Raw genomic sequence first — 25517 nt, 5'->3', positions numbered from 1 at the left:
TGACCGCGAGTGAACGGCCATGACCAAAATTACTGATCTGCGAGTTTTCGACCTGCGTTTTCCGACCTCCCAGAGCCTTGATGGTTCGGATGCGATGAACCCCGACCCGGATTATTCGGCGGCTTACGTCATTCTCGACACCGACGAGCCTGAACTGAAAGGTCACGGGCTGACCTTCACCATTGGGCGCGGTAATGAGATTTGCTGCATGGCCATCAAGGCGATGCGCCATCTGGTGGTGGGAACCGATCTAGCGACGGTCACCGAGAACCCCGGCAAATACTGGCGCCACCTGACTGGTGATAGCCAGCTGCGCTGGATCGGCCCGGACAAGGGCGCGATGCATCTCGCCACCGGCGCTGTCGTCAATGCTGTCTGGGATTTGCTGGCCAAAAAGGCGGGTAAGCCGGTCTGGCAGCTTGTTGCCGATATGAGCCCTGAAGAAATCGCCGATATCGTCGATTACCGCTATCTAACTGACGTGCTGACGAAGGACGATGCGCTTGCGATCCTCAAAAAAGCCGAAAGCGGCAAAAAGGAACGTATCGAGACGCTGAAGAACGAAGGCTACGCCTGCTACACCACATCAGCCGGCTGGCTCGGTTATGACGACGCCAAGCTGCGCCGTCTTTGCCAGGAAGCGATCGATGCCGGTTTCAACCATGTAAAGATGAAGGTTGGCCGTGATCTCGAAGACGATATCCGCCGCCTCACCATCGCCCGCGAGGTGATCGGCCCTGACCGTTATCTGATGATCGACGCCAACCAGGTGTGGGAAGTGGATCAGGCGATTGAATGGGTCAAGCAACTTGCCTTCGCCAAGCCCTTCTTCATCGAAGAGCCGACCAGCCCGGACGATGTCGCCGGCCATCGCAAGATCCGTGCAGCCATCGGCTCCGTGAAGGTGGCAACCGGCGAAATGTGCCAGAACCGTATCATGTTCAAGCAGTTCATCGCCGAAGGTGCAATCGACGTGGTGCAGATCGACAGCTGCCGCATGGGTGGTCTCAACGAGGTGCTGGCCGTTCTGTTAATTGCTGCCAAATACAATTTGCCGGTCTGGCCGCATGCCGGTGGCGTCGGCCTTTGCGAATATGTGCAGCATCTGTCGATGATCGACTATCTCGTGGTTTCCGGCACCAAGGAAGGCCGCGTGATCGAATATGTCGACCATCTGCACGAGCATTTCATCGAACCCTGCGATATTCGCAATGCCGCGTACATGCCGCCGAAGCTGCCCGGTTTCTCCATTGAAATGAAGCCGGATTCTATCGCGACCTACACGTTCAAGGGATGATTGAAGGATAACAGCGCTTCCGTGAGGCGCTGCCACTCCTCTTCGCTGCCGGGAAGGCCGAAACGCATGTCGTTCGGCCTTTCATCAAAAATGCGCACCAGAATGCCGTGCTGGCCAAGGTGATCGAACAGTTCTTTGGCCCGGTGGTCCCGCACCAGGGTAAACAGGGACGTACCGCCGGCAATCTTCAGGCCCACTTTTTCCAGCAATTCACTCATACGCTGTGCTTCTGCCGCAAGCCGCAGGCGCATGAATGATTGCCATTCCCTGTCCGCCAAAGCCTGCGTCGCGATGTTGAGTGCCGGCCCGGATACTGCCCAGGGGCCAAGCCTTGCCTCCAGTTCCGCAGCGATGTCGGGATGCGCAAGCGCAAAACCGAGCCGGACCCCTGCCATGCCGTAGAACTTGCCGAAGGATCGCAGCACCACCAGCGCGTCGCGCCCTGCGGCATTTGCAAGACTTTCCGTATGTCCTGTCTCGATAAAGGCCTCGTCTACGACAAGCAGGCCGCCTTTGCGGCGCATCGCCTCGGCCAGCGACAACAAAGCTTCTCGATCCGTGACGCGACCATCGGGGTTGTTGGGATTGACCACCACCGCATAGTCGTAAGCTGACAGATCACTGATATGGTCTACCTCGGTCACTGTCAGTCCGGCCATGCGCGCGGTGCGGGCATGTTCGGCATAAGCGGGGGAGAGCACGGCTCCGCTTTTCGCTCCGCGTTCGAGTGCCAGGTGAGCCAGCAATGGCATCAGCATCTGGGTGCCGGGGGACAGTGCCACATGCCCCGCGGATGGTGCGCCGAAAGAGGCGACGGTGAGCCTTTTCAATTCTTCGGCCGCGTCGGGTTCCGGCAGGCGGGCAAATGCGCTGGCGGGAACGGGAGAATGCGGGTAGGAGTGCGGATTGATCCCGGTCGACAGGTCGATCCACGGTTTCGGCGCTTCAGGAAACATCAGACGCGCCTTGCCGAGATTGCCGCCGTGACGGATCGCAGCCTGCGCCTTTTCCGGTACCTTATCGCCCATGTTCTTCGCTCTCGCTTTTCTGTCGCTCTTGATCGAACGCCTGACTGGATATCCGGACTGGCTGTTCAAACGCATCGGTCATCCCGTCACCTGGATCGGTTCGCTTATCGCGCTGCTGGACAAAAAATGGAACCGGGAGAGTGCTTCATTTTCGCAGCGCAAGGCGGCAGGCGTCACGGCGCTTTCCGTTTTTCTGGCGCTGGCGGTGCTTGTCGCATGGTTAGTGCAATCGGTTCTGCTTTTATTGCCCCTTGGTCTGTTGCTTGTTGCGGTGCTTGGGGCGTCACTTCCCGCCCAAAAAAGTCTGGAACAGCATGTGGAGGCCGTCGCCATTGCGCTGGAACGCGAGGGGGTGGACGGCGGGCGCAAAGCTGTCTCCATGATCGTCGGGCGCGATCCGCAGGCGCTGGATGAGGCGGCGATCTGCCGGGCGGCGATTGAAAGTCTGGCTGAAAATTTCTCTGACGGCATTGTCGCCCCTTCCCTCTGGCTTGGTATTCTGGGCCTGCCAGGCGGTGCGGGTTATAAGGCAATCAACACGGCCGACAGCATGATCGGTCATCGCTCGCCACGCCATGAGGCCTTTGGTTGGGCGTCAGCCCGGCTGGACGATCTAGTCAATTTGCCGGCATCGAGACTGAGCGGCGGTCTTTTCGTGGTCGCCGCGTTTTTCGTGAAGGGTGCATCACCGAAAGGGGCTATTGCCGCGATACGCCGCGATGCGCGGCATCACCGCTCTCCCAATGCCGGCTGGCCGGAGGCGGCATTGGCCGGGGCACTGGGCTTTGCGCTGGCCGGGCCGCGCTCCTATGGCGGGCAGATGATCGAGGCTCGTTTCATGGGTGAAGGCGGAAGAGCGACACTGGTTGCTGGCGATATTCGCACGGCGCTCAGGCTGGCGAGGATCGCAGACTTCTTGCTGATCGCGCTGTTCGGATTGCTGGCGATACTTATCGCGCTATAGAAAGCAGTCTGTCGAGATCGAGGTGGTTCTCCATATGGGCCGCCAGGCGATCAAGAACGGCATCCACCTGCGCATCATAGTTCAGTTGCGTGCCCTGCCCACCAAGGCGCTCAAGCCACGCCCCGCGTTGGCGGTCATCCGCGAACAGGCCGTGGATATAGGTGCCTAGGATGCGGCCATCGGGCGAAATTGCGCCATCGGCATGTCCGTCAATAGTCGAAAATGGCAGGTTGCCCGCAGCACCCGTCGTTTCGCCAACATGCATTTCATAGCCGGATAAGGGAATTCCGTCGAAACTCTGTCCCTGCACGGAAACGAGCCTCTTGTCGCCGGTCAAAACCGTCGTCACATCCAGCAGGCCCAACCCATCGACTGTCATTGGTGGTCCTTCGATGCCGTCAGGGTCGGCAACGGTTTTTCCAAGCATCTGGTATCCGCCGCAGAGACCGAGAACATAACCGCCGCGGCGCACATGTGCCTTGATGTCGATGTCGAGGCCTGCATTTTTCAGCACGGCGAGATCAGCTATGGTGGATTTCGAACCGCAGAGCAGAACCAGCCGGCAATCGGCGGGAATGGTCTCGCCCGGCCGCACCCGGATCAGCTCCACATCCGGCTCCATCTCGAGCGGATCTAGATCGTCGAAATTGGAGATATGCGGCAGGATCGGCACGGCAATGCGGATTTTCGCGCCGGGCTTTTGTTGCGCCGGGCCGGTAAGCCCAAGGGCGTCCTCCGCCGGCAATTTCGCAGCATCGGAAAAATGCGGCAATAGCCCGATGGACGCCCAGCCGGTCTTTTCCGCGATCATCCGCATGCCGTCTGAAAACAGCGCAGGGTCACCGCGAAAGCGGTTGACGATGAAGCCCTCTATCATCGCGGCATCATCGCGTTCGAGAACGGTTTTTGTGCCCACGAGGCTGGCGATGACCCCGCCCCGGTCGATATCGCCGATCAGGATCACGGGAACATCTGCGGCGCGGGCAAAACCCATATTGGCGATGTCGTTGGCGCGTAGGTTGATTTCAGAAGCGCTTCCCGCCCCTTCCACCAGCACCAGATCGGCCTGTTGTTTCAGGTGCTCGAAGCTTTCCAGCACACGCGGCATCAGCCCGGCTTTCATGTGCTGATAGTCGGCAGCCTTGGCATTGCCGACAATTTTGCCCTGTACGACGACCTGTGCGCCGGTTTCGCTCTGCGGCTTTAAAAGCACAGGGTTCATGTGAACCGACAGCGGAACGCCTGCTGCCCGCGCCTGCAGCGCCTGCGCGCGACCGATCTCGCCGCCATCGGCGGTGACCGCCGCATTGTTTGACATGTTCTGCGGCTTGAACGGCATGACGGACAGGCCACGCCTGACGAAGGCGCGGGCAAGGCCAGCCACCATCAGCGATTTGCCGACATCCGAGCCGGTTCCCTGAAACATCAGCACACGTGCAGTCATGTCAGTATTCTATCCCGGCCTGCGCCTTCACACCTGCCTTGAAGTGATGTTTGACGAGGGTCATTTCCGTCACCATGTCGGCAGCGTCGATCAACGGTTGTTTGGCGTTGCGGCCGGTGACGATGATATGGAGATCGGATCTACGGTTGGAAAGCGTTTCGACGACCTCTTCCAGCGGCAGGTAATCGTAGCGGAGCGCAATGTTCAGTTCGTCGAGAACCAGCAATCCGATCGTCTCATCAGCCATCAGTGCTTTCGCTTCGTCCCAGGCCTTTTTAGCTGCCGCGACATCGCGCTTCAGGTCCTGCGTGTCCCAGGTAAATCCCTCGCCCATGGTGCGCCATTCCACCCTGTCGCCGAACAAAGTCAGGGCCTGCTGTTCACCCGTCGACCATGCGCCCTTGATGAATTGGACGACGCCGACCCGCCGCCCTGTGCCGAGCATGCGTAAAGCAAGACCGAAAGCGGCCGTGGATTTGCCTTTGCCGGGGCCGGTATTGATCATCAGCAGACCTTTTTCGATGATCTTTTCCGCGACTTCGGCATCCTGAACCGTCTTGCGGTTGACCATTTTCTGCCGGTGGCGTTCGGCTTCGCTGTCGCTGATATCGCGTGTCATCGCGTTTTCCTTCTCGTCCAGCGGCGCGGGACCGTATGCCCCCGCCATTCGGAGCGGCGACTATACTCAATTTGCCGCACCCGGCAATCGACAAGCCGGCAGCATTGACCGTCACGCCCGTTCAGCCTAAGGGTAAGGCACTGACGGTCTTTTCCCGGCAACGGGAAAAGCTAAGAGGGAACACGGTTCCACCCCATACCGGGTCATTCCGTGGCTGCCCCCGCAACTGTAAGCGGTAAGCCCGCGCTGTGAAGCCACTGGACCATAAAATTGGTCCGGGAAGGTGGTGCAGGGTGTTTTAAAGCCGCAAGCCAGGAGACCTGCCGTTTCAGGAAAAAACGTCTGCCGGGCGGGGTGCTCCGGTCAGCCGGTCGAATTGATTTGCAGCCGCGCTTTTCAGTGCGCTGTTTTCGACATCCGCACCCCGATGAGTTTAAAGGCGCGGAAAGCGGAACGGTTTGGATATTACCACAACATCTTCTTGTGCGGACGGGACAATGGAAGTCAACACAGCTTCCGGCGTGGTCGTTTTTGTCTGCCGAAGCTGTCGCGACGACACCGATCCCAATGCGGAGCCGCGCCCCGGCACCATCCTTGCGGAAGCTGCCATAGCAAAAGCGCGTGACTCCGGCATCGATGTTCGCTCCGTCAATTGCCTTGCCAATTGCAAACGCGGCCTCAGTGCCGTGCTGCGCGGTGCCGATGGCTGGTCCTATGTATTCGGCGGGCTGACGCCCAACGATGCGGAAGACCTGCTCGAGGGCGCGCAAATGCTGGCCGCCTCCTCAGATGGCCTGATGCCCTGGCGCGGCCGCCCCGACACATTGAAGCGCGGCATGGTGGCGCGCATTCCCCCATTCGATTTTACCGAGGAGAGATCATGAGCACCCTTCTGGACCGCGTTCCCTGCACCATCGTCACCGGCTTTCTGGGGGCTGGAAAAACCACGCTGCTGCGCGGTCTCCTCGAAAAGCTTGATGGCAAGCGGCTTGCCATCATCGTCAACGAATTCGGTGATATCGGCATCGATGGCGATATCCTCAAGGGATGCGGCATTGAAAGCTGCCCAGAGGAAAACATCGTTGAGCTGGCCAATGGCTGCATCTGCTGCACGGTGGCGGATGATTTCCAGCCAGCAATCGAACAGATTCTGAGCCGCCAGCCGAAGGTGGAGCATATCCTCATCGAGACCTCCGGCCTTGCCCTGCCCAAGCCGCTGGTGCAGGCATTTCAATGGCCGGCCATCAAGAGCCGCGTGACGGTTGACGCTGTGGTAGCTGTCGTGGATGGCGCTGCCCTTGCCGAGGGTCAGGTGGCGCATGACATGGAAGCACTTGCCGCCCAGCGCGCAAATGACGAAGCGCTCGATCACGACGATCCGGTCGAAGAGGTTTTCGAGGACCAGATCGCCTGTGCCGATCTTATCGTGCTGACCAAGGCGGATCTGCTCGATAGCGCCGGTCTGGACAAGGCGAAGGCTCATATTCTCGAGCATTTGCCGCGAGCCGCAAAGATCGTCGTCGCCTCGAATGGCGCCATCGATCCGGCCGTGCTGATCGGCCTTGGTCTTGCGGTTGAAGAGGATATCGAAAACCGCCGCACCCATCACGATGGTGAACTCGACCATGAACATGACGATTTCGACAGCTTCGTCATCGACCTCCCGGCCGTGACCGATCCGGAAGCGTTGGCGGCTCGTATCGCCGAGACGGCGGCTGCAGAAAATGTTCTGCGCATCAAAGGTTTCGTCGAAGTATCCACCAAGCCGATGCGCCTGCAGGTGCAGGCAGTCGGTAGCCGCGTCAACCATTATTACGACCGTCCCTGGGCGGCCGGTGAAGAGCGCCGCAGCCGCCTCGTCGTCATAGGCGAAAAGGGCCTCAACCGCGAAAAGATCGAACAGATGCTGGCCGCCTGATAGACATGCACATTCTCGCCACCACATCCTCGTCTCTGGACGACCTGATCGAGCCGGTTGATCTCAACCAACCGCGATCGGATGTGGTGATGCTGTCTTTTTCGGCAAGCGATCTTGCCGGGCTGGAACAGGCATGGCGGCAGGCAGGGCGCGCACTTCCGTCCCTTTCTGCCGCCAACCTCTCCGAGCTTCGGCATCCGATGTCGGTCGATCTGTGGATCGAAAAGACGGCCGAACATGCCCGTGTCATCCTTATCCGGATTCTCGGCGGCGCGGAGCGCTGGCGCTATGGCGTCGATCAGCTCAGTACTATGGCGCGGCGACGTGGCATAAAACTTATGCTCCTGCCGGGTGAATGCAGTGAGAGAGACGAAAAGCTCGAAGCGGCCTCGACCGTTGATCGCCAGACGTTGGCGTCGGTCCTCGCCTTCTTCCGCGAGGGTGGGCGGGAAAATATGGACCGGCTTGCCACTGGTCTTGCTGCCTTTGTAAGTGGTGGCGCATGGCCAGATATCCAGGCTCAGCCGCTGCCGAAAGCCGGCTTTTACCGGCCCGGTAAAGGCGTCGTGGATCAGGCAGAAGCCTGCGCCGGTTTTCCCGCCGATGCAGCTGTCCTTCCCATTTTCTTTTACCGCTCCATGCTTCTTGCGGCCGATGCGGCGCCCGTGGATGCGCTTTTTCACGCGCTCTCTCAGCGCGGTTTTGCGCCGTTGCCGATTTTCGTCAGCGGCCTCAAGGATGGGGAGGCGATCTGCTTTCTCGAAACCGTACTGCCCGAACTCCAGCCCGCCGCCATCGTTGCCGCCACGGCTTTTGCCAGTCAGATGGACGACAGCGGTAAAACCCTGTTTGACCGCCTAGGCGTGCCGGTGTTTCAGGTGGTTATGGCGACGACGCGACGGGACGGCTGGGCGGAAAATGCGCGCGGTCTCAACCCTTCCGATCTTGCCATGCATGTGGTCCTGCCGGAACTCGATGGCCGGATTCTTGCTGGCGCGATCTCATTCAAGCAGGTGCGGACTGATGGCGGTATCAGCCTCATCAATGTACCGGAGGCTGATCGCGTCGAGCAGGTGGCAAACCGCATCGCTGCCTTTCTGCGGTCGAAACAGTCCACGCCACAGGAACGGCGGATCGTCATTCTGATGCCGGACTATCCCGGTGCTGCGCCGGGGCGCACGGGTTATGCCGTTGGTCTCGATGTGCCGCAAAGCGTGCTTGAAATGCTGCGCGATCTGGCCGCGGCAGGATATGTGGTTTCGGATATTCCCGAAACGGCACGGGCTTTGCTGGATCGTGTCGAGCAGCAGAAAGCGGCTGTCGGACTTTCAGACTATCGTGATTTTCTTTTGGGTTTGCCTGAAGGGGTTGCCGCCTCCGTGGATGGCACGTGGGGTTCGGCCGAACAGGACGACGCACTAGCCGATGGCGCATTCCGTTTTCGCGTCGCCCGTTTCGGCCAGATATTCGTGGCCCTGGCACCGGATCGTGGGCGAAATGAGGATCGGCGGGTGGATTACCATGACCCTGCCCTGCCGCCACGCCATGCGTTGGTCGCTTTCGGCGCCTGGATGCAGCGTGTCGCAGGGGCGCATGCCATTGTGCATGTCGGTGCGCATGGCACGCTGGAATGGCTGCCCGGCAAGACAGTTGCGCTTTCCCGCGATTGTTTTCCTGAAATCGTCACCGGGTCTTTGCCGGTGGTCTATCCGTTCATCGTTTCCAATCCGGGCGAAGCGGCGGTTGCCAAACGGCGGATCGCTGCCGTCACGATCGGCCATGTTCCGCCTGTGCTGGTAGATGCCGGGCTTTCGCCGGAACAATCGGCTCTGGAACAGCTCGTCGATGAATATGCGCAGGCGGATGGGCTGGATCGCCGCCGTCGTGACCGGCTGGCGAAACTGATTGTTGAAAAGGCGCAGGAAACCGGGCTCGCGGCGGATGCGGGCGTGGGGGCTAAGGACGATGCCGATGAGGCGCTGTCGCGCATCGACGCCTTCCTCTGCGACCTCAAGGACTTTGCCATCAAGGATGGCCAGCATGTTTTCGGCCGCTACCCTGAGGGCGAGATCGATCCTCTGAGGCTGGAAAGTGCAAGGGCGGAAAAAGCAGCGCTGCTTGCCGCGCTTGATGGCCGCCATATTGTCCCCGGCCCTTCCGGCGCGCCCGGGCGCGGACGGCTCGACGTGCTGCCGACGGGCCGCAATCTTTATGCCGCCGATCCTCGCACCATGCCGACGCCGACGGCTTTTGAACTAGGCCGCATGGCGGGTGAAGAGGTGCTTCGGCACCATCTGCAGTCCCATGGCGACTGGCCGAAGCATCTGGTTTTCGATCTCTGGGGCAGCGCCAGCCTGCGCAATGGCGGCGAGGATGTGGCGCAGGCGCTGCATCTGATGGGGGCGAGACCAATCCATGACCTGGCGACGGGTCGCGTCACCGGTATCGAGGTTTTGCCGCCGGCGAGTATCGGGCGGCCGCGTGTCGACGTGACATTCCGGATTTCCGGCCTGTTCCGCGACATGTTTCCGGCGTTGATCGCTCTTCTAGACGCCGCCGCCAAGGCTGTCGCGCGGCGGGAGGAAGCGCCGGGTGACAATCCGCTGGCGGAAGAGGCGGCCGTGCTCGGGCACATACCGGCACGCATCTTCGGCTCGGCACCCGGCACCTATGGTGCAGGCACAGAGGAGAAACTCGCCAGCGGAAAATGGGAAGAACGCGAGGAACTGGGCCAGGCGTATCTGGATGCGGCGAGCCATGCCTTTGGCGGTGCGGATGGGCTTGAGATTTTCGAGGATGCCGGTTTTGTCGAGCTGGTGCGCCGGGCCGATCTTCTCATTCACACCGGCGACGATCCGGGCCGCGATCTTCTCGATGGCTCGTCAGATGTCGCCTTCATTGGTGGTTTTTCCGCCGCAAAAGCAGTCCTTGGCGGCGTTGCCGATATCGTGGCGCTGGATGCGACAGATCCCGCGCGTCCGCGCGCGCGGTCTATTTCGCAGGCGCTGACACGGGTGGTGCGGGCCCGTGCCGTCAATCCGCGCTTTATTGCCGGGCAGATGCGGCACGGTCCGCGCGGGGCGGCGGAATTTGCCGAGACGGTTGACCGGCTGATCGGCTTTGCCGAAACCACCCACGCCGTTTCCTCCTCGCTGATCGAGGCGCTTTATGACGCCTATTTCGGCAATGAGGATGTTCGCGATTTCATCCTGCGGGAAAATCCGAAAGCGGCGGAGGTCATGGCGACGCGCTTTTTATCCGCCCGTCGTCGCGGCCTGTGGCACAGCCGCCGCAATGCGGTGGATGCGGAACTTGAAATGCTGATCCTGCCCCGTTCTGAAAGGATTGGAGCATGAGGACGGCCGTTTCCGATCCCGTCCAGCCGTTTGGCCGCCGTGGCACGTGTCCGGCCTTATCGACCCCGATGCTGACCGGTGACGGCTACCTGTCGCGGATCGCATTCGAGGCAGATATTACGCCTCGCGATATGATCGCGCTTTGCGATCTTGCTGAGCGGCACGGCAACGGGGTGATCGACATCACGGCACGCGGCAGCCTCCAGTTCCGCGGCCTGACGTCGGAGAGCGCCTGCGACCTGGAGAATGATGTTCTAGCGCTCACTTTGCCGCTTCGCGACGGACTTGCAGTTGAGACCTCACCTCTTTCCGGTCGGGACGATCGGGAAATCGCCGATGGCAGTGCTATTGCGGATGAGATTCGCAGAGAGGCTGCCGCGCTGGCGCTGCATGACAACCTCGCCGCCAAAATGTCCGTCATCATCGATGGGGGCGGCCGTCTCCTAATGGGAGATTTGCTTGCCGATATCCGTCTGAAGGCGGTGCGGCTCGATCATCGAGTTTTCTGGCAATTGCTTGTCGGAGGCCCGGAGAGCAAGGCGCTACGCGCGGGATTTGTTGAAGCCGACAAGGCGGCGGATGTTGTCCTGTTGCTGCTCGTTCATCTGGCCGGCAAAGGACCGCTTGCCCGTGGCCGTGATCTGGATTTGCGGACGGTAAAGGCGATTTGCGGAGACCGCCTGGTAGATTGCGAGAGTGAAGGCGAGACGCTTGCGCCTTCTTCGCCCTTGGGACTCATGCCGGCCGGTAACGGCACTTTTGCTGCCGGTATCACGCCTGCTTTCGCGCAAGTTCGTGCTTCCGATCTGTCGCGGCTCTGCGCGCAGGCGCGCGTACTTGGTATAGAAACATTGCGGTCGTCGCTCAATCATAGCCTGCTATTTTTCGGGTCGCGGGATGCTTGCGATGCGTTGATGCGGACTGCGGACAGTGCCGGTTTCATTACAGGGGCAGGTGATGCGCGATCTTCCATCGCCGTCTGTCCCGGCACGCCAGGGTGCGCTTCGGCTTTCTTTCCTACACATGATCTAGCCGCCTTTGCATCGCGGGAATTAGCTTCCCTGCTCGATGGCTCCTTTACACTGCATATTTCCGGCTGCGGCAAAGGTTGCGCGCATCCCGCCCCCTCGTTTTTGACCTTTTCCGGCACCGCCGATGGTCTGGCCTTTTCGTTTTCGGGCCGCGCCTGCGACCCGCAGGACGGTATTTTACCTTTCGAGCAACAGAGGACGGCGCTTTCGCGGCTTGCCCGTCTTTACGAAAAAGAACATAAGCCCGGGGAAAACGCTGCTGACCTGCTTGCCCGTCTGGGTAAGGAGGCAATCGCTGCCGCGCTTCGACAGGATGACCGATGACCGACCATGACTATATTCGCGACGGCAATGCGATTTACGAGCGCTCCTTTGCCATCATTCGCGAGGAAGCGGATTTGTCCGCCTTTACCGAAGATCAGGCAGATATCGCCATTCGCATGATCCATGCCTGCGGGCTGGTGGAAGCGGCCAGCCATTTCCGTTTTTCTCCGGATTTCGTTGTCGCCGCACGTGGTGCTTTGCTGGCGGGCAAGCCCGTTCTGTGCGATGCGGAAATGGTCGCCCACGGCGTGACCCGCGCCCGCCTTCCGGCCAATAATGACGTGATCTGCACCCTTCGCGATCCGCGCACCCCTGAGCTTGCGAAAACGATTGGCAATACCCGTTCCGCCGCGGCACTCGATCTCTGGGCGGAAAAGCTGGACGGTGCTCTCGTTGCTATCGGCAACGCGCCGACAGCGCTGTTCTATCTTCTGGAGATGCTTGAAAAAGGCGCTCCACGTCCAGCTGCCATCATCGGCATGCCGGTCGGTTTTGTCGGTGCGGCGGAATCGAAGGATGCGCTGGAGGCTAGTTTGCTCGGCATTCCCTATGCCATCGTCAAGGGACGCATGGGTGGATCGGCCATGACGGCCGCTGCTGTGAACGCCCTTGCGAGGGCAGGTCTGTGAGCGCGGCTCTTTTCGAAAATTCCAAGGGTAAACTTGTGGGCGTCGGCACCGGCCCCGGCGATCCCGAGCTTCTGACGCTGAAAGCCGTGCGTGCCATCGAAAATGCCGATGTCCTCGCCTTCTTCTGCAAGAGGGGCAGTAGCGGCAACGGTCGCGGTATCGTTGAGGCCTTCATTCGTCCGGGCACACTGGAAATGCCGCTGGTCTATCCGGTAACCGTCGAGAGCGATAAAAACGGCGAGGATTATCGCGGTGCGATCGCCGCATTTTTCGATCAGTCGGCAATGGATATTGCCGCTCATCTCGATGCCGGGCGGAATGTCGCCGTGCTTTCGGAAGGCGATCCGCTGTTTTACGGCTCCTATATGCATCTTCATCTGCGGCTTGCGCCTTCCTATGAGGCGGAGGTCGTCGCCGGCATTACCGCTATGTCCGGCTGCTGGTCGATGGCCGGTCTACCGCTGGTGCAGGGTGACGATATCTTGAGCGTGCTTCCCGGAACGCTGGCAGAAGATGTTCTGACAGAGCGTCTGTCCGGCACGGATGGCGCCGTGATCATGAAGGTGGGACGCAACCTGCCGAAGATCCGCCGGGCGCTGGAAAAGGCCGGCAAGCTCAATGAAGCGCTGTATGTCGAGCGCGGCACCATGGCGAACAGCCATGCGGTGCCGCTGATCGAGCGTGACGCATCGCCCGCCCCCTATTTTTCGCTGGTTCTGGTGCCGGGCTGGAAAACCAGACCCGCTGGCGGTGAAGCGTCATGACCGGCAGGCTGGTCGTTGTTGGCCTCGGCCCCGGCAGTTCTGCGCAGGTGACACCGGAGGCGCTCGCCGCCGTTGAGGCGTCGGAGGATTTCTTCGGTTACATTCCCTATCTCGATCGGCTGTCGCTCAGACCCGACCAACGTCGCCATGCCTCTGACAATCGCGAGGAAATCTCCCGTGCCGAACAGGCTCTGCGGCTCGCAGCCGGGGGCGGCAAGGTCTGCGTGGTTTCGGGCGGCGATCCCGGCGTTTTTGCCATGGCGGCGGCGGTTTGCGAGGCGATTGAAAATGGCCCGCGCGAATGGCGCGAAATAGACTTTTCGGTCGTGCCGGGCGTGACGGCCATGCTTGCGGTTGCCGCAAGAGCCGGCGCGCCGCTCGGGCATGACTTCTGCGCCATCTCGCTGTCGGACAATTTGAAGCCCTGGGGAATTATCGAAAAGCGGCTGATCGCGGCTGCGGAAGCCGGATTCGTGATGGCTTTCTACAATCCCGTCAGCAAGGCGCGCCCGCACCAGCTTGGCGCCGCCTTCGATCTTTTGCGGGCACATTTGCCCGGCTCGGTGCCGGTGATCTTTGGCCGTGCGGCAGGCCGTGCGGATGAGCGCATCCGGGTCGTGCCTTTGTCGGAAGCATCGAGCGACATGGCGGATATGGCCACCTGCATCATCGTCGGTTCGGTGGAAACCCGTCTGATCGAGCGTTCGGACAAAGATCCGCTGGTTTACTCGCCGCGTTTTTCGAGAAGAGAGAGCTGATGGCGGATGGCGGTGAGCGCAGTCGCTATATCCGGCACGTTCGCGCCATTGAGGATTGCGGCGTTCAGCTGTGGCGGCCTCTCGATCATGATAACCGGCAGACCGAGCCGCCTCGCCGCTTCGATCTTGCCGTAGCTGGCGTTGCCGCCGGAGTTCTTGGAAACCACAGTGCCGATACGGTTTTCCTCCAGCATGCGGATCTCTTCATCCAGCGCAAAGGGGCCGCGCGCTGTAATATAGCGAGCACCCGGCACCTTCAGCGGCGGCTCCACCGGATCGACGCTGCGAATGAGATAGCTATGCTGAGGCGCAGCTTCGAAAGGGAGAAGTTCCTGCCGGCCGAGCGCCAGAAACACCCGCTTGCCTTCATCGCCGAGCGCGATAACAGCCTGTTCGACGGTATCGACACTCTGCCACCTGTCGCCCGGCTGGTGCTGCCAGGCGGGACGCGAAAGTGCTACAAGCGGAACCTTAGCAAGTCTCGCCGCCTCCACGGCATTGGCGGAAATCCTCGCCGCATAGGGATGGGTGGCGTCGACCAGAATATCGAAATTCCCGGCGCGAATGAAATCCGCCAAACCCGCAGCACCGCCAAACCCGCCACTGCGCATCGGCACGGGCTGTTCCACTGGCGAAAGCGTGCGCCCGGCCATGGAGAGCAGGATTCGGTAGCCGGAGTCCACCGCCAGCTTGCCGGCCAGAATGCGAGCATCCGCCGTGCCGCCAAGGATGAGTATGGAGCGTGTCATGACGTCTGAATATTCCGGAACGGGCAACGCATCCACTCAAAAGAAGGCTTCCACTGAAAAGAAAGGCAAGCCGTGGCTTTCCATCGTCGGCATTGGCGAAGATGGGCTGGATGGGCTCGGTCGGAATGCCATTGCGGCAATAGAGGCGGCCGAGATTGTTTTCGGCGGCAAACGCCATCTGGAACTGGCGGCTGCAGCCATTCGTGGTGAAGCGCGCCCTTGGCCGGTGCCGTTCGATGCGGAGATGAGCGATGTCGTGGCGTTGCGCGGTAGACGGGTCTGCGTGCTCGCCTCAGGCGATCCGTTCTTTTATGGCGCCGGCGTCACACTTCTGCGGCGGATACCGTCGGAGGAGACAGTCTGCTATCCCTCACCTTCCGCCTTCTCCCTGGCCGCGGCGCGGCTTGGCTGGGCCTTGCAATCGATCGACTGCGTGTCGTTGCACGGGCGTTCCATTGATCTGTTGCGACCGCATCTGCATCCCGGAGCGAGGATCATCGCGCTTACTTCGGATGAGCGCGCGCCCGCTCTCATCGCGGAATTGTTGTCTCAATCCGGTTTCGGCCAGTCGGAATTTGTCCTGCTCGAAGCTTTGGGCGGAAAGCGGGAGAAGCGGCGGCAAATCAGGGCGGCCGATTTTACCTTTGACGACATCGATCCTTTGAACGTCGTGGCTATCGATGTCGTTGCTGCTGAGGGCGCACGCGTCCTGCCTTTTGCGCAGGGGCTGGATGACAGCCTGTTCGAGCATGACGGGCAGATCACCAAGCGTGAAATCCGTGCCGTGACGCTTTCATCGCTGGCTCCGCGCCGGGGCGAGCTGCTGTGGGATATCGGTGCCGGTTCCGGTTCGATTGGCATTGAATGGATGCTGTCGCACCCCTCGCTCCGTGCCATCGCCATAGAGCAGCATCCCGACAGGGCGGAGCGTATCGCCCGCAATGCCGAGGCATTTGGCGTTCCGGGGCTTGAAGTCATGATCGGTGCAGCACCTGCGGCTTTTGAAGGCCTGCCTCAACCGGATGCGATCTTCATCGGTGGTGGCGGCAGCGAAACGGGTGTGCTGGAAGGAGCTATGGAGGCCCTGAAACCGGGCGGACGGCTGGTTGCCAATGCGGTGACGCTGGAAATGGAGGCGGTGTTGCTCGATGCCCATGCTCGACTTGGTGGTTCTATGATCCGTCTGGATGTGTCGCGCGTTGTTGCTGTCGGCTCCATGTCGGGCTGGCGTCCGGCGATGCCGGTGACGCAATGGAGCTGGGTCAAGCCATGGTGACTGTCGCTGGCATAGGCTGCCGCAAGGGCACGGGATCAGATGCAATTATTGCAGCTGTGAGAGCTGCTGAGTTCGCATTCGGCATGACGGCAGAACGTCTGGCGACGACGCCTCTCAAAGCCGAGGAAGCTGGTCTTGCGGAAGCGGCGAAACGTCTGGCGCTACCGCTTGAAATCGTATCGAAGGAACAGCTCGAGGTGGCTGCTTCGAAAACAATGACATTTTCACAGGCAAGCCTTGATCATGCCGGGACGCCCAGCGTCAGTGAAGCGGCGGCACTTGCTGCCGCCGGAGAAAATGCGCGGCTGGTCGCGGCGCGTCTCGTGGTTGGCGATGTGACGGTAGCTATCGCCACGACCAGCGACGCGCGAAATGACCGCGCCATCGAACATGGAGAACAACAATGACGGTTCATTTCATCGGCGCCGGTCCGGGTGCCGCCGATCTCATCACGGTGCGCGGGCGCGATCTTATCGCTGCCTGCCCGGTCTGCCTTTATGCCGGTTCGCTGGTGCCGAAGGCGCTGATCGATTATTGCCCGACGGATGCACGCATTGTCGATACGGCAGCACTGTCTCTGGACGAGATCGAGGCGGAATTCATTGCGGCGGCAAAGGCCGGCAAGGATGTGGCACGGTTGCATTCCGGTGATCTGTCCGTCTGGAGCGCCATGGGTGAACAGATCCGCCGGCTGGAACGGCTGGGTATCGATTATACCGTGACTCCAGGTGTGCCCTCTTTCGCTGCTGCCGCTGCCACCCTGCAGCGGGAATTGACGGTGCCGGAAGTGGCGCAAAGCCTTGTTCTGACCCGTATTTCGGGCCGCGCTTCGAAAATGCCCGAGGGCGAGACGCTGAAAGCCTTCGGTGCGACGGGGGCGACACTTGCCATCCATCTCGCCATCCATGCCATCGGCAAGGTGGTGGAAGAACTGACGCCGCTTTATGGTTCCGATTGCCCGGTCGCCATCGTTGTCCGCGCCTCCTGGCCGGATGAGCGGGTCATTCGCGGCACGCTGTTCGACATCGAAGGAAAACTGGCGGCCGAACCGGTGGAGCGGACGGCGCTGATCTTCGTCGGGCATGGGCTTGCCTCGACGGATTTTCGCGAGAGCGCACTTTATAGTACCGATTATGTCCGGCGGTTCCGCTCCCCGAAGGAAGATGCGAAGGGCTGATGCGACGGCGTGGAAGCGGTGCGTCCCTTGAGCGTGCCCTGACGATCGAACACCAGAATATCAAGTTCGATGCCGGGCACCTTCAAAGCGGCAGCCGCTGTTACCCAGGCTTTTTCCGCAACGATCGCACCGAGGTCTATCCCCGCGCGTTCGGCCAGCTCAAAGGCGTGCGCAACCATGTTGGCCTGACGGATGGCGAGGGCAAGATTTTCATCTCCGCCAGCCTCGGTTGCGAGTACCGCCAGCGCATCAAGATCGGCCAGGCCTTTCTTGGAATGAACATCCAGCATGCCCTGGGCGAGCTTCGTCATCTTGGCGACGCCGCCGGCAATGGTTACCCGTTCCACGGGATGGCTGCGCAGATATTTCAGCATGCCACCGATAAAATCACCCATGTCGATCAGTGCGGTCTCTGGCAGGCCGTAAACTGCCTGCCCCGCCTTTTCGGAGGTGTTGCCGGTCGCGCCGAGCAGGTGGGTGCAGCCGGTGGCGCGCGCCACATCGATGCCGCGCCAGATGGAGTGGATCCAGGCCGAGCAGGAAAACGGGATGACGATGCCGGTGGTGCCAAGGATGGAAATGCCGCCGACAATACCGAGCCTGCCATTCAGGGTCTTTTCCGCGATTTTCTCGCCGTCGCGAACGGAAATCTCGACTTCGAAATCGGCATCGTCTCCGGCTACTTCGCGAATGGCGGTTTCGATCATTTTGCGCGGTACGGGGTTGATCGCGGGTTCGCCCGGCGGCAGGGGCAAGCCCGGCCGGGTGATGGTGCCGACGCCTTTTCCGGCCTTGAAGGTGATGCCGCTGCCGGGCTTTCCCCGTCGCACGGTGCTTTCGATCAGCGCACCATGGGTCACGTCGGGATCGTCGCCAGCATCCTTGACGACGCCGGCTCTTGCGAAGTTTTCACCTTTTTCCTCAGTGGCGAGAGAAAATGCCGGCCTCGCGCCGCTTGGAAGTTCGACTTCGACAGGGTAAGGAAACTCGCCGGTCAGAAGGGCAGCGCAGGCCGCCTTCGTGGCGGCTGCCGCGCAAGTGCCCGTGGTCCAGCCGCGGCGAAGGGTCTTTCCATCCGTTTCCATATGAATTCCTATAGCCGGGACGGCTATTTCCGTCATCGTTAAAAAAGCAGCCGAGAAGAATGTCGATAGCGCAGGTTTTGAACAGCATCGCCGCAAAAGGTCCGGTCTTTGAGGCCGGGCATGTCTGGCTCGCAGGCGCGGGTCCGGGCGATGTGCGTTATCTGACGCTCGAAGTGGCGCTCGCGCTTTCGCAGGCCGATGTGATCGTGCGCGACGCGCTGGTGAGCGACGATGTCGTTTCCCTCGGGCCTCAGGCTGAAATCGTCTTTGCCGGCAAGCGCGGCGGCAAGCCGTCGGCAACGCAGGACGACATCACAGCCTCGCTGATTGATCTCGCCCGACAGGGTAAGAAGGTGTTGCGGCTTAAGGGTGGCGATCCGTTTATTTTCGGGCGTGGCGGCGAAGAGGCGGAGGCGCTTGTCCGCGCCGGCATCCCATTTCGTATCTTGCCGGGCATGACCTCGTCGCTTGCAGCCCTTGCTTCAGCGCGCATTCCCGCCACCATGCGCGGTATCAGCCGCGCTGTCACGCTTGCCACCGGCCATGCCGCCGGGACCGAAGAGGATCTGGATTGGCTGGCACTGGCGAAGACACAGGAACCCATCGTCGTTTATATGGGGCTTAAGAATATAGGCTCGATCGCCGGTCTTCTGATGCAGGGCGGTCGTTCGGGCAAAACGCCGGTCGCCGTCATCATGTCGGCAACGACCGCGCAGGAACGTATTTTCATCGGCACACTGGAAAGCATAGCTGACGATGCAAAACGGGAAAAATTCGAGGCGCCGGCGCTGATCGTTATTGGCGAGATCGTTTCGATGCGCGACCGACTTGGAGTGCCGACCTTATGACCACTCGGGCGATCATCATCGGCGCACCGCGCTCTGGTTCCGGCAAGACCAGCGTAACAATCGGCCTGTTGAGGGCGTTTGCCCGGCGCGGCATCAAGGTGCGCGGCATCAAGACGGGGCCGGATTATATCGACCCCGGTTTCCATGCCTTCGCCACCGGCACATCCGGCCTTAATCTCGACAGCTGGGCCATGCAGCCGGAATTGCTTCGACACCTGTTGTTGCAGCAGGCTGACGGTGCCGACCTCGTTTTGATCGAAAGCGCCATGGGCCTGTTCGACGGTATCCCCGTGGCGGAAAACCGCACCGGTTCTGCGGCGGATCTGGCCCGGCTATTCGGCATTCCCGTGCTGCTGGTGCTGGATGTGTCGGGTCAATCGCAGACAGCTGCTGCTGTCGCCTATGGTTTTGTCCACTATGATCCTGTTGTCACCATGGCGGCGGTGGTGCTGAACCTCGCCGGCAGCGAAAGACACCGGACGCTGTGCACGGAGGCCATCGAAAAAATCGGTCTGCCTGTCGTAGGATGCGTCCTGCGTGATCCGTCACTCATCCTGCCGGAACGGCATCTGGGGCTGGTGCAGGCCAGCGAACATCCGGAAATCGACGCGCATATAGAACGGCTGGCGGATGCGATGGAAAGGTCCATTGATCTCGATGCCTTGCTTTCGCTCGCTGCGCCTGTGGATGTACCCTCCGGCTCGGTGGAGGCAGCGATTGCGCCGCCCGGCCAGCGCATCGCGCTTGCAGACGACGCGGCTTTCACCTTTCTTTATCCGCATCTCAAGAACCACTGGCATGCAGCGGGGGCAGAGATCGTGCCCTTCTCACCGCTGGCCGACGAGGCACCCGATGAGACCTGCAACATTTGCTGGCTGCCAGGTGGTTATCCCGAACTTTACGCTGGAAGGCTTGCCGATGCGGCCGGGTTCAAAGCGGGCATTGTCCGTTTTGCCAAGACGAAGCCGGTGCATGGCGAGTGCGGCGGCTATATGGTTTTGGGCGCCGCGCTGGAAGATGCCGATGGCGTCACCCATGCCATGACCGGGCTTCTGTCACATGCCACCAGTTTCGCCACGCGCAAGATGAATCTCGGCTACCGGCAGGCGGCAATCGTGGCAGATGGGCCGCTCGGCAAAACGGGCGAGGTTCTGCGCGGCCATGAGTTTCACTATGCGCGTGTTATCGATCCGGGTCATGATGAGCCTTTCGCTCAGATCGCTGACGGGCAGGGTCGTCCGCTCGGCCCCTCCGGTGGCAGGCGGGATCTTGTTTCAGGCACTTTCTTCCACGCGATAGCAAAAGCCGGGTAAGCAATTTGGCGACCGGATGCGGGGTTGCGTCAAAGTGGAGCGGGCTGCGAAAGTTTGTAGTCTGGTGCGATAGGTAAGTGCTATATAGCCACTGTCGTCCCGAGTTTCCGAAACGCTATTTCAATGAAAATACTGCGCCTGTTCATTTTTGCCGCCCTCGCCGTGGCCATGATACCGGTTCCGCTCGAGATCGGTGCTGGTCAAATGCAGGCTCACGGCGGCGAAGATTATGCAACGCTTGAAAAACTCGGCGCGGCGCTGTTTGATGATGCCAATCTCTCCATGAACCGCACGATGGCGTGTTCCACCTGCCATATGCAGGCGGCAGGTTTTTCCGATGCGCGCGAAAGCGACAAGGTCGGGCGGGACGTCTCTCTCGGCGATGACGGGATTTCGCTGGGCGACCGCAATGCGCCGACTGCAGCCTATGCCCGGTTCACGCCGCCTTTCGGCAAGAACGCTGCGGGAGAGTATGTCGGCGGGCAATTCTGGGATGGTCGTGCCTCCCTGCTGGAAGACCAGGCGGGTGGACCACCGCTCAACCCGATCGAAATGGGCATGCCGGATAAAGCCTCTGTCGTCAAACGGCTCAAGGAAAACCCTGATTATGTTGCGGCGTTCGGCACACAGTTCGGCAACGATGTTTTCCAGAGTGACGAAGGCGCCTTTGCTGCGATGACCAAGGCGCTGGCGAGCTTCGAGCGCTCCGATGAATTCTCCACCTTCGATTCCAGGTATGACCGTTTCCTGCGCGGCGAAGAAAAGCTGACCGATCAGGAGGAGCTGGGCCGGGTTCTGATCTCCTCGACGCAGTTCACCAATTGCAATACCTGCCATGAAATCCGTGGCGCCAAGGGTTTGGAAGACGGCCTCTTCACCAACCACAAATATTTCAACATCGGTGTTCCGGCCAACACGTCGGTCAGGGCAGCCAACGGCTCCAAGCCGGATGCGGTCGATCTCGGATTGGCGCAAAATCCCGCCGTGGCCGGCGATCCGGCTCAGCGCGGCAAGTTCAAGGTGCCTACCCTTCGCAACGTCGCTGTCACTGGTCCCTACATGCACAATGGGGTGTTTAAGGATCTGCGCACGGTGGTGCTGTTTTACGTGAAATACAAAAGCAAGAAACCCAGCCGTCAGATCAACCCTGAAACGGGTAAAACCTGGGATGCGCCGGAAGTGCCTGATAACATCGCCATGACAGAGCTGACTTCCGCACCGGCGCTGGACGACAAGCGTGTGGACGCCATCGTTGCCTTTTTGAAGACGCTGACTGACAAAAGATATGAACATCTTTTGCCAAAGGAAGATGGGCAAGCGACCGTGCCGCCTGCCCAACCGGTTGCCGTCAGCGTTACGCCGAAAGCGCCTTGAATTCTGCGAGAACCGCGTCACCCATTTCGGAGGTGCTGACCTGACGGGAACCGTCGGACATGATGTCGGCGGTGCGGATGCCCTTGTCGAGCACGTTCGCAATTGCAGTTTCGAGCTTCGTTGCCTCATCGACCATATTGAACGAATAGCGCAGGCACATGGCGAAGGACGCGATCATGGCAATGGGGTTGGCGATGCCCTTGCCGGCAATGTCAGGTGCCGAACCGTGCACCGGCTCGTACATGGCCTTGCGCTTGCCGGTCTTGGCATCCGGCGCACCAAGCGATGCCGACGGCAGCATGCCGAGCGAGCCCGTCAGCATGGCAGCGACGTCGGAAAGCATGTCGCCGAAGAGGTTGTCGGTCACGATCACGTCGAACTGCTTGGGCTTGCGCACCAGCTGCATGCCGCCAGCATCGGCCAGCATATGCTCCAGCTGAACGTCCTTGTATTTCGCAGCGTGGGTCTCGGTGACGACCTGGTTCCACAAAACGCCAGACTTCATGACGTTGCGCTTCTCCATGGAGCAGACGCGGTTGTCGCGGGTGCGTGCCAGTTCGAAAGCGACGCTGGCGATGCGCTCGATCTCGAAGGTGTCGTAGATCTGTGTGTCGATACCGCGCTTCTGGCCGTTGCCGAGGTCGATGATCTGCTTGGGCTCGCCGAAATAAACACCGCCCGTCAGCTCACGGACGATGAGGATATCGAGACCCTCGACCAGCTCCGGCTTCAGTGAGGAGGCTTCGGCAAGTGCGGGGTAGCAGATGGCGGGGCGCAGGTTGGCGAAAAGTTCGAGATCCTTGCGCAGGCGAAGCAGGCCGGCTTCCGGGCGGTGTTCGTAGGGAACGCCATCCCACTTCGGGCCGCCAACGGCGCCGAACAGGATCGCATCGGCGGCAAGGGCCTTTTCCATATCTGCGTCGGAAATCGCGACGCCATGGGCATCATAAGCGGAGCCGCCGACCAGACCTTCCTGCGTGGTGAAGCCGGCATTTTTCGCGCTGTTCATATAGTCGATCAGCTTGCGGACTTCGGCCATGGCCTCGGGGCCGATACCGTCACCGGGCAGAAGGAAAAGCGTGCGGACTGTCATGAGAACCCTCCTTGGGCGGCGCGCCGGAAACCATCATGAAGGGTTTTCGATTGCGGCGAGCGCGGCGTCAAACTCGTTTCCGTCCTGCCGCCTCACAAGTCACATCGCCAGCCGAACGGGATCGGGGGCTTCTTATCCCCGCCTCATCGGCTTTTCAAGCAAAGCAAAAGCCGATCCGGTACGGTTTTGTACGGGATCGGCTTTTAAAAGAGGATAGAAGTGCGGTCAGGCCCAGGGACGGACCGAGGCATTTGCCTTTTCGAACGTGTCGATGGCGCCGGAATGCTCCAGTGTCAGGCCGATGTCGTCGAGGCCGTTCAGCATGCAATGGCGCTTGAATTCATCGATCTCGAAGGTGATCGTGCCGCCATCAGGGCCGCTGATTTCCTGACGTTCCAGATCGATGGACAGAACGGCGTTCGATCCGCGCGAGGCGTCGTCCAACAGCTTTTCGAGATTCTCGGGGCTGACGACGACAGGCAGGATGCCGTTCTTGAAACAGTTGTTGTAGAAAATGTCGGCAAAGCTGGTGGAAATCACGCAGCGGATGCCGAAATCGAGAAGCGCCCATGGTGCATGTTCGCGCGAAGAGCCGCAGCCAAAATTGTCACCCGCGACGAGGATCTGGGCGTTCTGGTAAGCGGGCTTGTTCAGCACAAAATCGGGATTGGGCGAGCCATCTTCGAGATAACGCGACTCGGCAAAAAGGCCTGTGCCAAGACCCGTGCGCTTGATGGTCTTCAGATAGTCTTTGGGAATGATCATATCGGTGTCGATATTGACGACCGGCATGGGCGCAGCAACGCCCGTCAGCTTGGTGAATTTTTCCATCTGTCGCTTCCCGTGTTTCCCTTTTAACAAAATCCGGCGTGGACTGGGGCCCGCCGGATATTTTCTGTCGGGAAATACTGCAAAACGGATCGCTTTAGAAGCGCAAACCCGCATTCTTCGGTACGCCGCGTGCAGCGTTCTCGCATTTTGACGGGATTAACGATCTCAGAGATCGATGATCGTGCCTTTGCCGTCGTTCCAGACGCGCATATCGCGCTGGTTGCTGGGCTTGACCGGAATGGGTGCCGGCTTCATACGCGCCGAAAGCAGACGGGCAGCGCTGAGAACGGCGAGCACGCCGATAAAAGCGACCGTAAGCGAGGCGGTAAAAAGAGCCACCAAAGCCAGAAGTGCGATGCCGGATGCGGCAATGAAAAATGAACGGATGCCTTGCATGATTCAACCTTTCTTTCCAAACGAATGTGGGCCTTCTTCTTCCGGCTTGCAAGAGGATTCAGTGGATTGTCGTGTTGCAGATGTCACAAAAGCTTGACACAAGTGCGGCATGACTAATTTTTTCGAAAATATTCCTGTGAGACCGCGCCGTTCGCTGCTGTCGGTTCCGGCCATCAACGTCAGGGCGCTCGAAAAAATCCGCGATCTCGATTGCGATGGGGTTATTCTCGATCTGGAGGATTCCGTTGCATCCAACATGAAGGGCAAGGCGCGAGAGAATCTGGGCAGGCTGTTTTCGGATGCGCCCTTTGCGGGACGCGAGATCATTATCCGTATCAATCCGCTGTCAACGCCGGATGGTATGGAGGATTTAAAGCTCGTGCTTTCCTGCCGGCCGGATGCGGTATTATTACCGAAGGTCGAGCAGCCCGCCGATATTCACGATGTGGCCGACCTTCTGGCGGAGGCCGATACGCCCGAGGGCTTGAAAATCTGGGCGATGATAGAGACGCCGCTCGGTGTGTTGAATGCAGCGTCCATTGCCGACGCTGCCCATACGCCGGATGGACGGCTTGCCGCTTTCGTCCTCGGGCTGAACGATCTGCGCAAGGAGACACGGGTTCCTTCCCTGCCCGGGCGAACCTACCTCGTGCCATGGATGATGCAGGTGGTGCTTGCGGCTCGCGCCTATGGGCTTGATATCATCGATAGCGTGTCGAATGATTTTCGCGATATCGCGGCTTTTGGCACCGAATGCGAGCAGGGCCGCGCCATGGGCTTCGATGGCAAGATGCTGATCCACCCGGCCCAGATCGAGCCCGCCAATCGTCACTTCGGCCCCGATGAGGCCGCTGTCGCTGAAGCCAGGGCGATTATTGACGCTTTCGCAAAACCCGAATCTGTGGAATTGAACGTCATCAACATGAACGGGCGGATGATCGAACGGCTGCATGTGAGCCAAGCCGAAAGGCTGGTCGCCATGGCCGATATCATCGCACAACGAAAGGCGCAAAAGACGTGAAGGTCTATCGTTTCATTACAGGTCCCGATGACGCGAAGTTCTGTCACCGGGTCACCGAAGCTCTGAACAAGGGGTGGGAACTTGCCGGTTCACCCAGCTATGCCTTCAACGCCGCAAGCGGCGTCATGCATTGCGGCCAGGCCGTGACCAAGGTGGTCGAGGGCAAGGAATACCACCCGGATATGAAGCTCGGCGAGCAATAAGAGGCGTGGCCGCCGGCGG

General features: G+C 60.3%; 25 protein-coding genes and 1 riboswitch. Of the genes, 17 read left to right on the top strand and 8 right to left on the bottom strand.

Going from position 1 to position 25517, the window contains the following annotated elements:
• The first annotated feature begins 19 nt into the window (after positions 1-19).
• Complete coding sequence (locus tag CRP02_RS25430; protein ID WP_003516405.1) at positions 20-1297, top strand: L-fuconate dehydratase; 1278 nt, start codon at positions 20-22, stop codon at positions 1295-1297.
• Here CRP02_RS25430 and cobD read toward each other — a convergent pair.
• Positions 1279-2325 (bottom strand): threonine-phosphate decarboxylase CobD, encoded by a 1047-nt coding sequence (gene cobD, locus CRP02_RS25425; protein WP_097172626.1) that lies wholly within the window; start codon positions 2323-2325, stop codon positions 1279-1281. The genes CRP02_RS25430 and cobD overlap by 19 nt on opposite strands.
• On the opposite strand from cobD, the gene cbiB reads away from it, so the two are divergent.
• Positions 2324-3289: an adenosylcobinamide-phosphate synthase CbiB gene (gene cbiB, locus CRP02_RS25420; protein ID WP_097172625.1), complete on the top strand. Its 966-nt coding sequence runs from the start codon at positions 2324-2326 to the stop codon at positions 3287-3289. The two genes, cobD and cbiB, sit on opposite strands and share 2 nt — an antisense overlap.
• Here cbiB and CRP02_RS25415 read toward each other — a convergent pair.
• Both CRP02_RS25415 and cobO read right to left on the bottom strand, forming a co-directional pair.
• A complete protein-coding gene (locus CRP02_RS25415; RefSeq protein ID WP_097172624.1) occupies positions 3276-4733 on the bottom strand; it encodes a cobyric acid synthase in 1458 nt (485 codons plus the stop codon). The genes cbiB and CRP02_RS25415 overlap by 14 nt on opposite strands.
• Before the next feature lies 1 nt (position 4734).
• The gene (gene cobO / locus CRP02_RS25410) at positions 4735-5352 is read right to left on the bottom strand and encodes a cob(I)yrinic acid a,c-diamide adenosyltransferase (RefSeq protein WP_097172928.1); all 618 of its coding nucleotides are present in this window, start codon (positions 5350-5352) and stop codon (positions 4735-4737) included.
• Between the two features lie 127 nt (positions 5353-5479).
• Positions 5480-5695, top strand: a riboswitch (cobalamin riboswitch).
• 154 nt (positions 5696-5849) lie between these two features.
• Here cobO and CRP02_RS25405 point away from each other — a divergent pair.
• The 7 genes from CRP02_RS25405 to CRP02_RS25375 are packed head-to-tail and all read left to right on the top strand — an operon-like array spanning position 5850 to position 14132.
• Positions 5850-6236 (top strand): DUF1636 family protein, encoded by a 387-nt coding sequence (locus tag CRP02_RS25405; protein ID WP_179784129.1) that lies wholly within the window; start codon positions 5850-5852, stop codon positions 6234-6236.
• Positions 6233-7270 carry a cobalamin biosynthesis protein CobW gene (gene cobW / locus CRP02_RS25400; protein ID WP_097172622.1) on the top strand — a complete coding sequence of 346 codons (1038 nt, stop codon included), beginning with the start codon at positions 6233-6235 and terminating at the stop codon, positions 7268-7270. The genes CRP02_RS25405 and cobW overlap by 4 nt, the downstream gene beginning before the upstream one ends.
• A 5-nt stretch (positions 7271-7275) precedes the next feature.
• A complete protein-coding gene (gene cobN / locus CRP02_RS25395; protein ID WP_097172621.1) occupies positions 7276-10626 on the top strand; it encodes a cobaltochelatase subunit CobN in 3351 nt (1116 codons plus the stop codon).
• The gene (gene cobG / locus CRP02_RS25390) at positions 10623-11981 is read left to right on the top strand and encodes a precorrin-3B synthase (protein ID WP_097172620.1); all 1359 of its coding nucleotides are present in this window, start codon (positions 10623-10625) and stop codon (positions 11979-11981) included. Before cobN ends, cobG begins: the two co-directional genes overlap by 4 nt.
• Positions 11978-12610 carry a precorrin-8X methylmutase gene (locus CRP02_RS25385; protein ID WP_097172619.1) on the top strand — a complete coding sequence of 211 codons (633 nt, stop codon included), beginning with the start codon at positions 11978-11980 and terminating at the stop codon, positions 12608-12610. The genes cobG and CRP02_RS25385 overlap by 4 nt, the downstream gene beginning before the upstream one ends.
• Positions 12607-13374 carry a precorrin-2 C(20)-methyltransferase gene (locus CRP02_RS25380; RefSeq protein ID WP_097172618.1) on the top strand — a complete coding sequence of 256 codons (768 nt, stop codon included), beginning with the start codon at positions 12607-12609 and terminating at the stop codon, positions 13372-13374. The genes CRP02_RS25385 and CRP02_RS25380 overlap by 4 nt, the downstream gene beginning before the upstream one ends.
• Entirely contained in the window at positions 13371-14132 is a 762-nt protein-coding gene (locus tag CRP02_RS25375; RefSeq protein ID WP_097172617.1) for a precorrin-3B C(17)-methyltransferase, read from the top strand. Before CRP02_RS25380 ends, CRP02_RS25375 begins: the two co-directional genes overlap by 4 nt.
• On the opposite strand, the gene CRP02_RS25370 is transcribed toward CRP02_RS25375, so the two are convergent.
• The gene (locus tag CRP02_RS25370; RefSeq protein ID WP_097172616.1) at positions 14099-14881 is read right to left on the bottom strand and encodes a cobalt-precorrin-6A reductase; all 783 of its coding nucleotides are present in this window, start codon (positions 14879-14881) and stop codon (positions 14099-14101) included. The genes CRP02_RS25375 and CRP02_RS25370 overlap by 34 nt on opposite strands.
• Here CRP02_RS25370 and cbiE point away from each other — a divergent pair.
• From cbiE to cobM, 3 genes are read left to right on the top strand one after another with little or no spacing between them, the layout of a single operon-like run.
• Entirely contained in the window at positions 14880-16157 is a 1278-nt protein-coding gene (gene cbiE / locus CRP02_RS25365; protein ID WP_097172615.1) for a precorrin-6y C5,15-methyltransferase (decarboxylating) subunit CbiE, read from the top strand. The two genes, CRP02_RS25370 and cbiE, sit on opposite strands and share 2 nt — an antisense overlap.
• Positions 16151-16564 carry a cobalamin biosynthesis protein gene (locus CRP02_RS25360; protein WP_179784174.1) on the top strand — a complete coding sequence of 138 codons (414 nt, stop codon included), beginning with the start codon at positions 16151-16153 and terminating at the stop codon, positions 16562-16564. The genes cbiE and CRP02_RS25360 overlap by 7 nt, the downstream gene beginning before the upstream one ends.
• A complete protein-coding gene (gene cobM, locus CRP02_RS25355) occupies positions 16561-17334 on the top strand; it encodes a precorrin-4 C(11)-methyltransferase (protein WP_097172613.1) in 774 nt (257 codons plus the stop codon). Before CRP02_RS25360 ends, cobM begins: the two co-directional genes overlap by 4 nt.
• Here the strand turns inward: cobM and CRP02_RS25350 are convergent.
• Positions 17289-18419, bottom strand: coding sequence for a cobalt-precorrin-5B (C(1))-methyltransferase (locus CRP02_RS25350; RefSeq protein WP_013636983.1), 1131 nt, complete (start codon positions 18417-18419; stop codon positions 17289-17291). The genes cobM and CRP02_RS25350 overlap by 46 nt on opposite strands.
• A 59-nt stretch (positions 18420-18478) precedes the next feature.
• Between CRP02_RS25350 and cobA the strand changes: the two genes are divergently transcribed.
• The 3 genes from cobA to CRP02_RS25335 all read left to right on the top strand — a co-directional run bounded on the left by cobA (position 18479) and on the right by CRP02_RS25335 (position 21954).
• Positions 18479-19267 (top strand): uroporphyrinogen-III C-methyltransferase, encoded by a 789-nt coding sequence (gene cobA / locus CRP02_RS25345; RefSeq protein ID WP_019565976.1) that lies wholly within the window; start codon positions 18479-18481, stop codon positions 19265-19267.
• Positions 19264-20580 (top strand): cobyrinate a,c-diamide synthase, encoded by a 1317-nt coding sequence (locus CRP02_RS25340; protein ID WP_097172612.1) that lies wholly within the window; start codon positions 19264-19266, stop codon positions 20578-20580. The genes cobA and CRP02_RS25340 overlap by 4 nt, the downstream gene beginning before the upstream one ends.
• A gap of 123 nt (positions 20581-20703) precedes the next feature.
• Positions 20704-21954, top strand: coding sequence for a cytochrome-c peroxidase (locus CRP02_RS25335; protein ID WP_097172611.1), 1251 nt, complete (start codon positions 20704-20706; stop codon positions 21952-21954).
• Here CRP02_RS25335 and leuB read toward each other — a convergent pair.
• From leuB to CRP02_RS25320, 3 genes are all read right to left on the bottom strand, one after another.
• Positions 21935-23047, bottom strand: a complete 1113-nt coding sequence (gene leuB, locus CRP02_RS25330; protein WP_003516442.1) for a 3-isopropylmalate dehydrogenase — start codon at positions 23045-23047, stop codon at positions 21935-21937. The genes CRP02_RS25335 and leuB overlap by 20 nt on opposite strands.
• Before the next feature lie 225 nt (positions 23048-23272).
• Complete coding sequence (gene leuD, locus CRP02_RS25325) at positions 23273-23878, bottom strand: 3-isopropylmalate dehydratase small subunit (RefSeq protein ID WP_025594665.1); 606 nt, start codon at positions 23876-23878, stop codon at positions 23273-23275.
• A gap of 165 nt (positions 23879-24043) precedes the next feature.
• Positions 24044-24274 (bottom strand): hypothetical protein, encoded by a 231-nt coding sequence (locus CRP02_RS25320; RefSeq protein ID WP_097172610.1) that lies wholly within the window; start codon positions 24272-24274, stop codon positions 24044-24046.
• Between the two features lie 109 nt (positions 24275-24383).
• On the opposite strand from CRP02_RS25320, the gene CRP02_RS25315 reads away from it, so the two are divergent.
• Positions 24384-25295, top strand: coding sequence for an HpcH/HpaI aldolase/citrate lyase family protein (locus tag CRP02_RS25315; RefSeq protein WP_179784128.1), 912 nt, complete (start codon positions 24384-24386; stop codon positions 25293-25295).
• Positions 25292-25498, top strand: a complete 207-nt coding sequence (locus CRP02_RS25310) for a DUF1737 domain-containing protein (RefSeq protein ID WP_003505258.1) — start codon at positions 25292-25294, stop codon at positions 25496-25498. The genes CRP02_RS25315 and CRP02_RS25310 overlap by 4 nt, the downstream gene beginning before the upstream one ends.
• The last annotated feature ends 19 nt before the right edge of the window (positions 25499-25517 follow it).

It is taken from the genome of Rhizobium sp. AN5, assembly GCF_900215255.1.
GTDB lineage: Bacteria > Pseudomonadota > Alphaproteobacteria > Rhizobiales > Rhizobiaceae > Agrobacterium > Agrobacterium tumefaciens.
This window is presented reverse-complemented; position numbering and strand designations above follow the sequence as displayed.

Coding starts and splice junctions, on each gene's coding strand:
- CRP02_RS25430 (WP_003516405.1), top strand. CDS start 20: ATGACCAAAATTACTGATCTGCGAGTTTTCGACCTGCGTTTTCCGACC.
- cbiB (WP_097172625.1), top strand. CDS start 2,324: ATGTTCTTCGCTCTCGCTTTTCTGTCGCTCTTGATCGAACGCCTGACT.
- cobD (WP_097172626.1), bottom strand. CDS start 2,325: ATGGGCGATAAGGTACCGGAAAAGGCGCAGGCTGCGATCCGTCACGGC.
- CRP02_RS25415 (WP_097172624.1), bottom strand. CDS start 4,733: ATGACTGCACGTGTGCTGATGTTTCAGGGAACCGGCTCGGATGTCGGC.
- cobO (WP_097172928.1), bottom strand. CDS start 5,352: ATGACACGCGATATCAGCGACAGCGAAGCCGAACGCCACCGGCAGAAA.
- CRP02_RS25405 (WP_179784129.1), top strand. CDS start 5,850: ATGGAAGTCAACACAGCTTCCGGCGTGGTCGTTTTTGTCTGCCGAAGC.
- cobW (WP_097172622.1), top strand. CDS start 6,233: ATGAGCACCCTTCTGGACCGCGTTCCCTGCACCATCGTCACCGGCTTT.
- cobN (WP_097172621.1), top strand. CDS start 7,276: ATGCACATTCTCGCCACCACATCCTCGTCTCTGGACGACCTGATCGAG.
- cobG (WP_097172620.1), top strand. CDS start 10,623: ATGAGGACGGCCGTTTCCGATCCCGTCCAGCCGTTTGGCCGCCGTGGC.
- CRP02_RS25385 (WP_097172619.1), top strand. CDS start 11,978: ATGACCGACCATGACTATATTCGCGACGGCAATGCGATTTACGAGCGC.
- CRP02_RS25375 (WP_097172617.1), top strand. CDS start 13,371: ATGACCGGCAGGCTGGTCGTTGTTGGCCTCGGCCCCGGCAGTTCTGCG.
- cbiE (WP_097172615.1), top strand. CDS start 14,880: ATGACGTCTGAATATTCCGGAACGGGCAACGCATCCACTCAAAAGAAG.
- CRP02_RS25370 (WP_097172616.1), bottom strand. CDS start 14,881: ATGACACGCTCCATACTCATCCTTGGCGGCACGGCGGATGCTCGCATT.
- CRP02_RS25360 (WP_179784174.1), top strand. CDS start 16,151: ATGGTGACTGTCGCTGGCATAGGCTGCCGCAAGGGCACGGGATCAGAT.
- cobM (WP_097172613.1), top strand. CDS start 16,561: ATGACGGTTCATTTCATCGGCGCCGGTCCGGGTGCCGCCGATCTCATC.
- CRP02_RS25350 (WP_013636983.1), bottom strand. CDS start 18,419: ATGGAAACGGATGGAAAGACCCTTCGCCGCGGCTGGACCACGGGCACT.
- cobA (WP_019565976.1), top strand. CDS start 18,479: ATGTCGATAGCGCAGGTTTTGAACAGCATCGCCGCAAAAGGTCCGGTC.
- CRP02_RS25340 (WP_097172612.1), top strand. CDS start 19,264: ATGACCACTCGGGCGATCATCATCGGCGCACCGCGCTCTGGTTCCGGC.
- CRP02_RS25335 (WP_097172611.1), top strand. CDS start 20,704: ATGAAAATACTGCGCCTGTTCATTTTTGCCGCCCTCGCCGTGGCCATG.
- leuB (WP_003516442.1), bottom strand. CDS start 23,047: ATGACAGTCCGCACGCTTTTCCTTCTGCCCGGTGACGGTATCGGCCCC.
- leuD (WP_025594665.1), bottom strand. CDS start 23,878: ATGGAAAAATTCACCAAGCTGACGGGCGTTGCTGCGCCCATGCCGGTC.
- CRP02_RS25320 (WP_097172610.1), bottom strand. CDS start 24,274: ATGCAAGGCATCCGTTCATTTTTCATTGCCGCATCCGGCATCGCACTT.
- CRP02_RS25315 (WP_179784128.1), top strand. CDS start 24,384: ATGACTAATTTTTTCGAAAATATTCCTGTGAGACCGCGCCGTTCGCTG.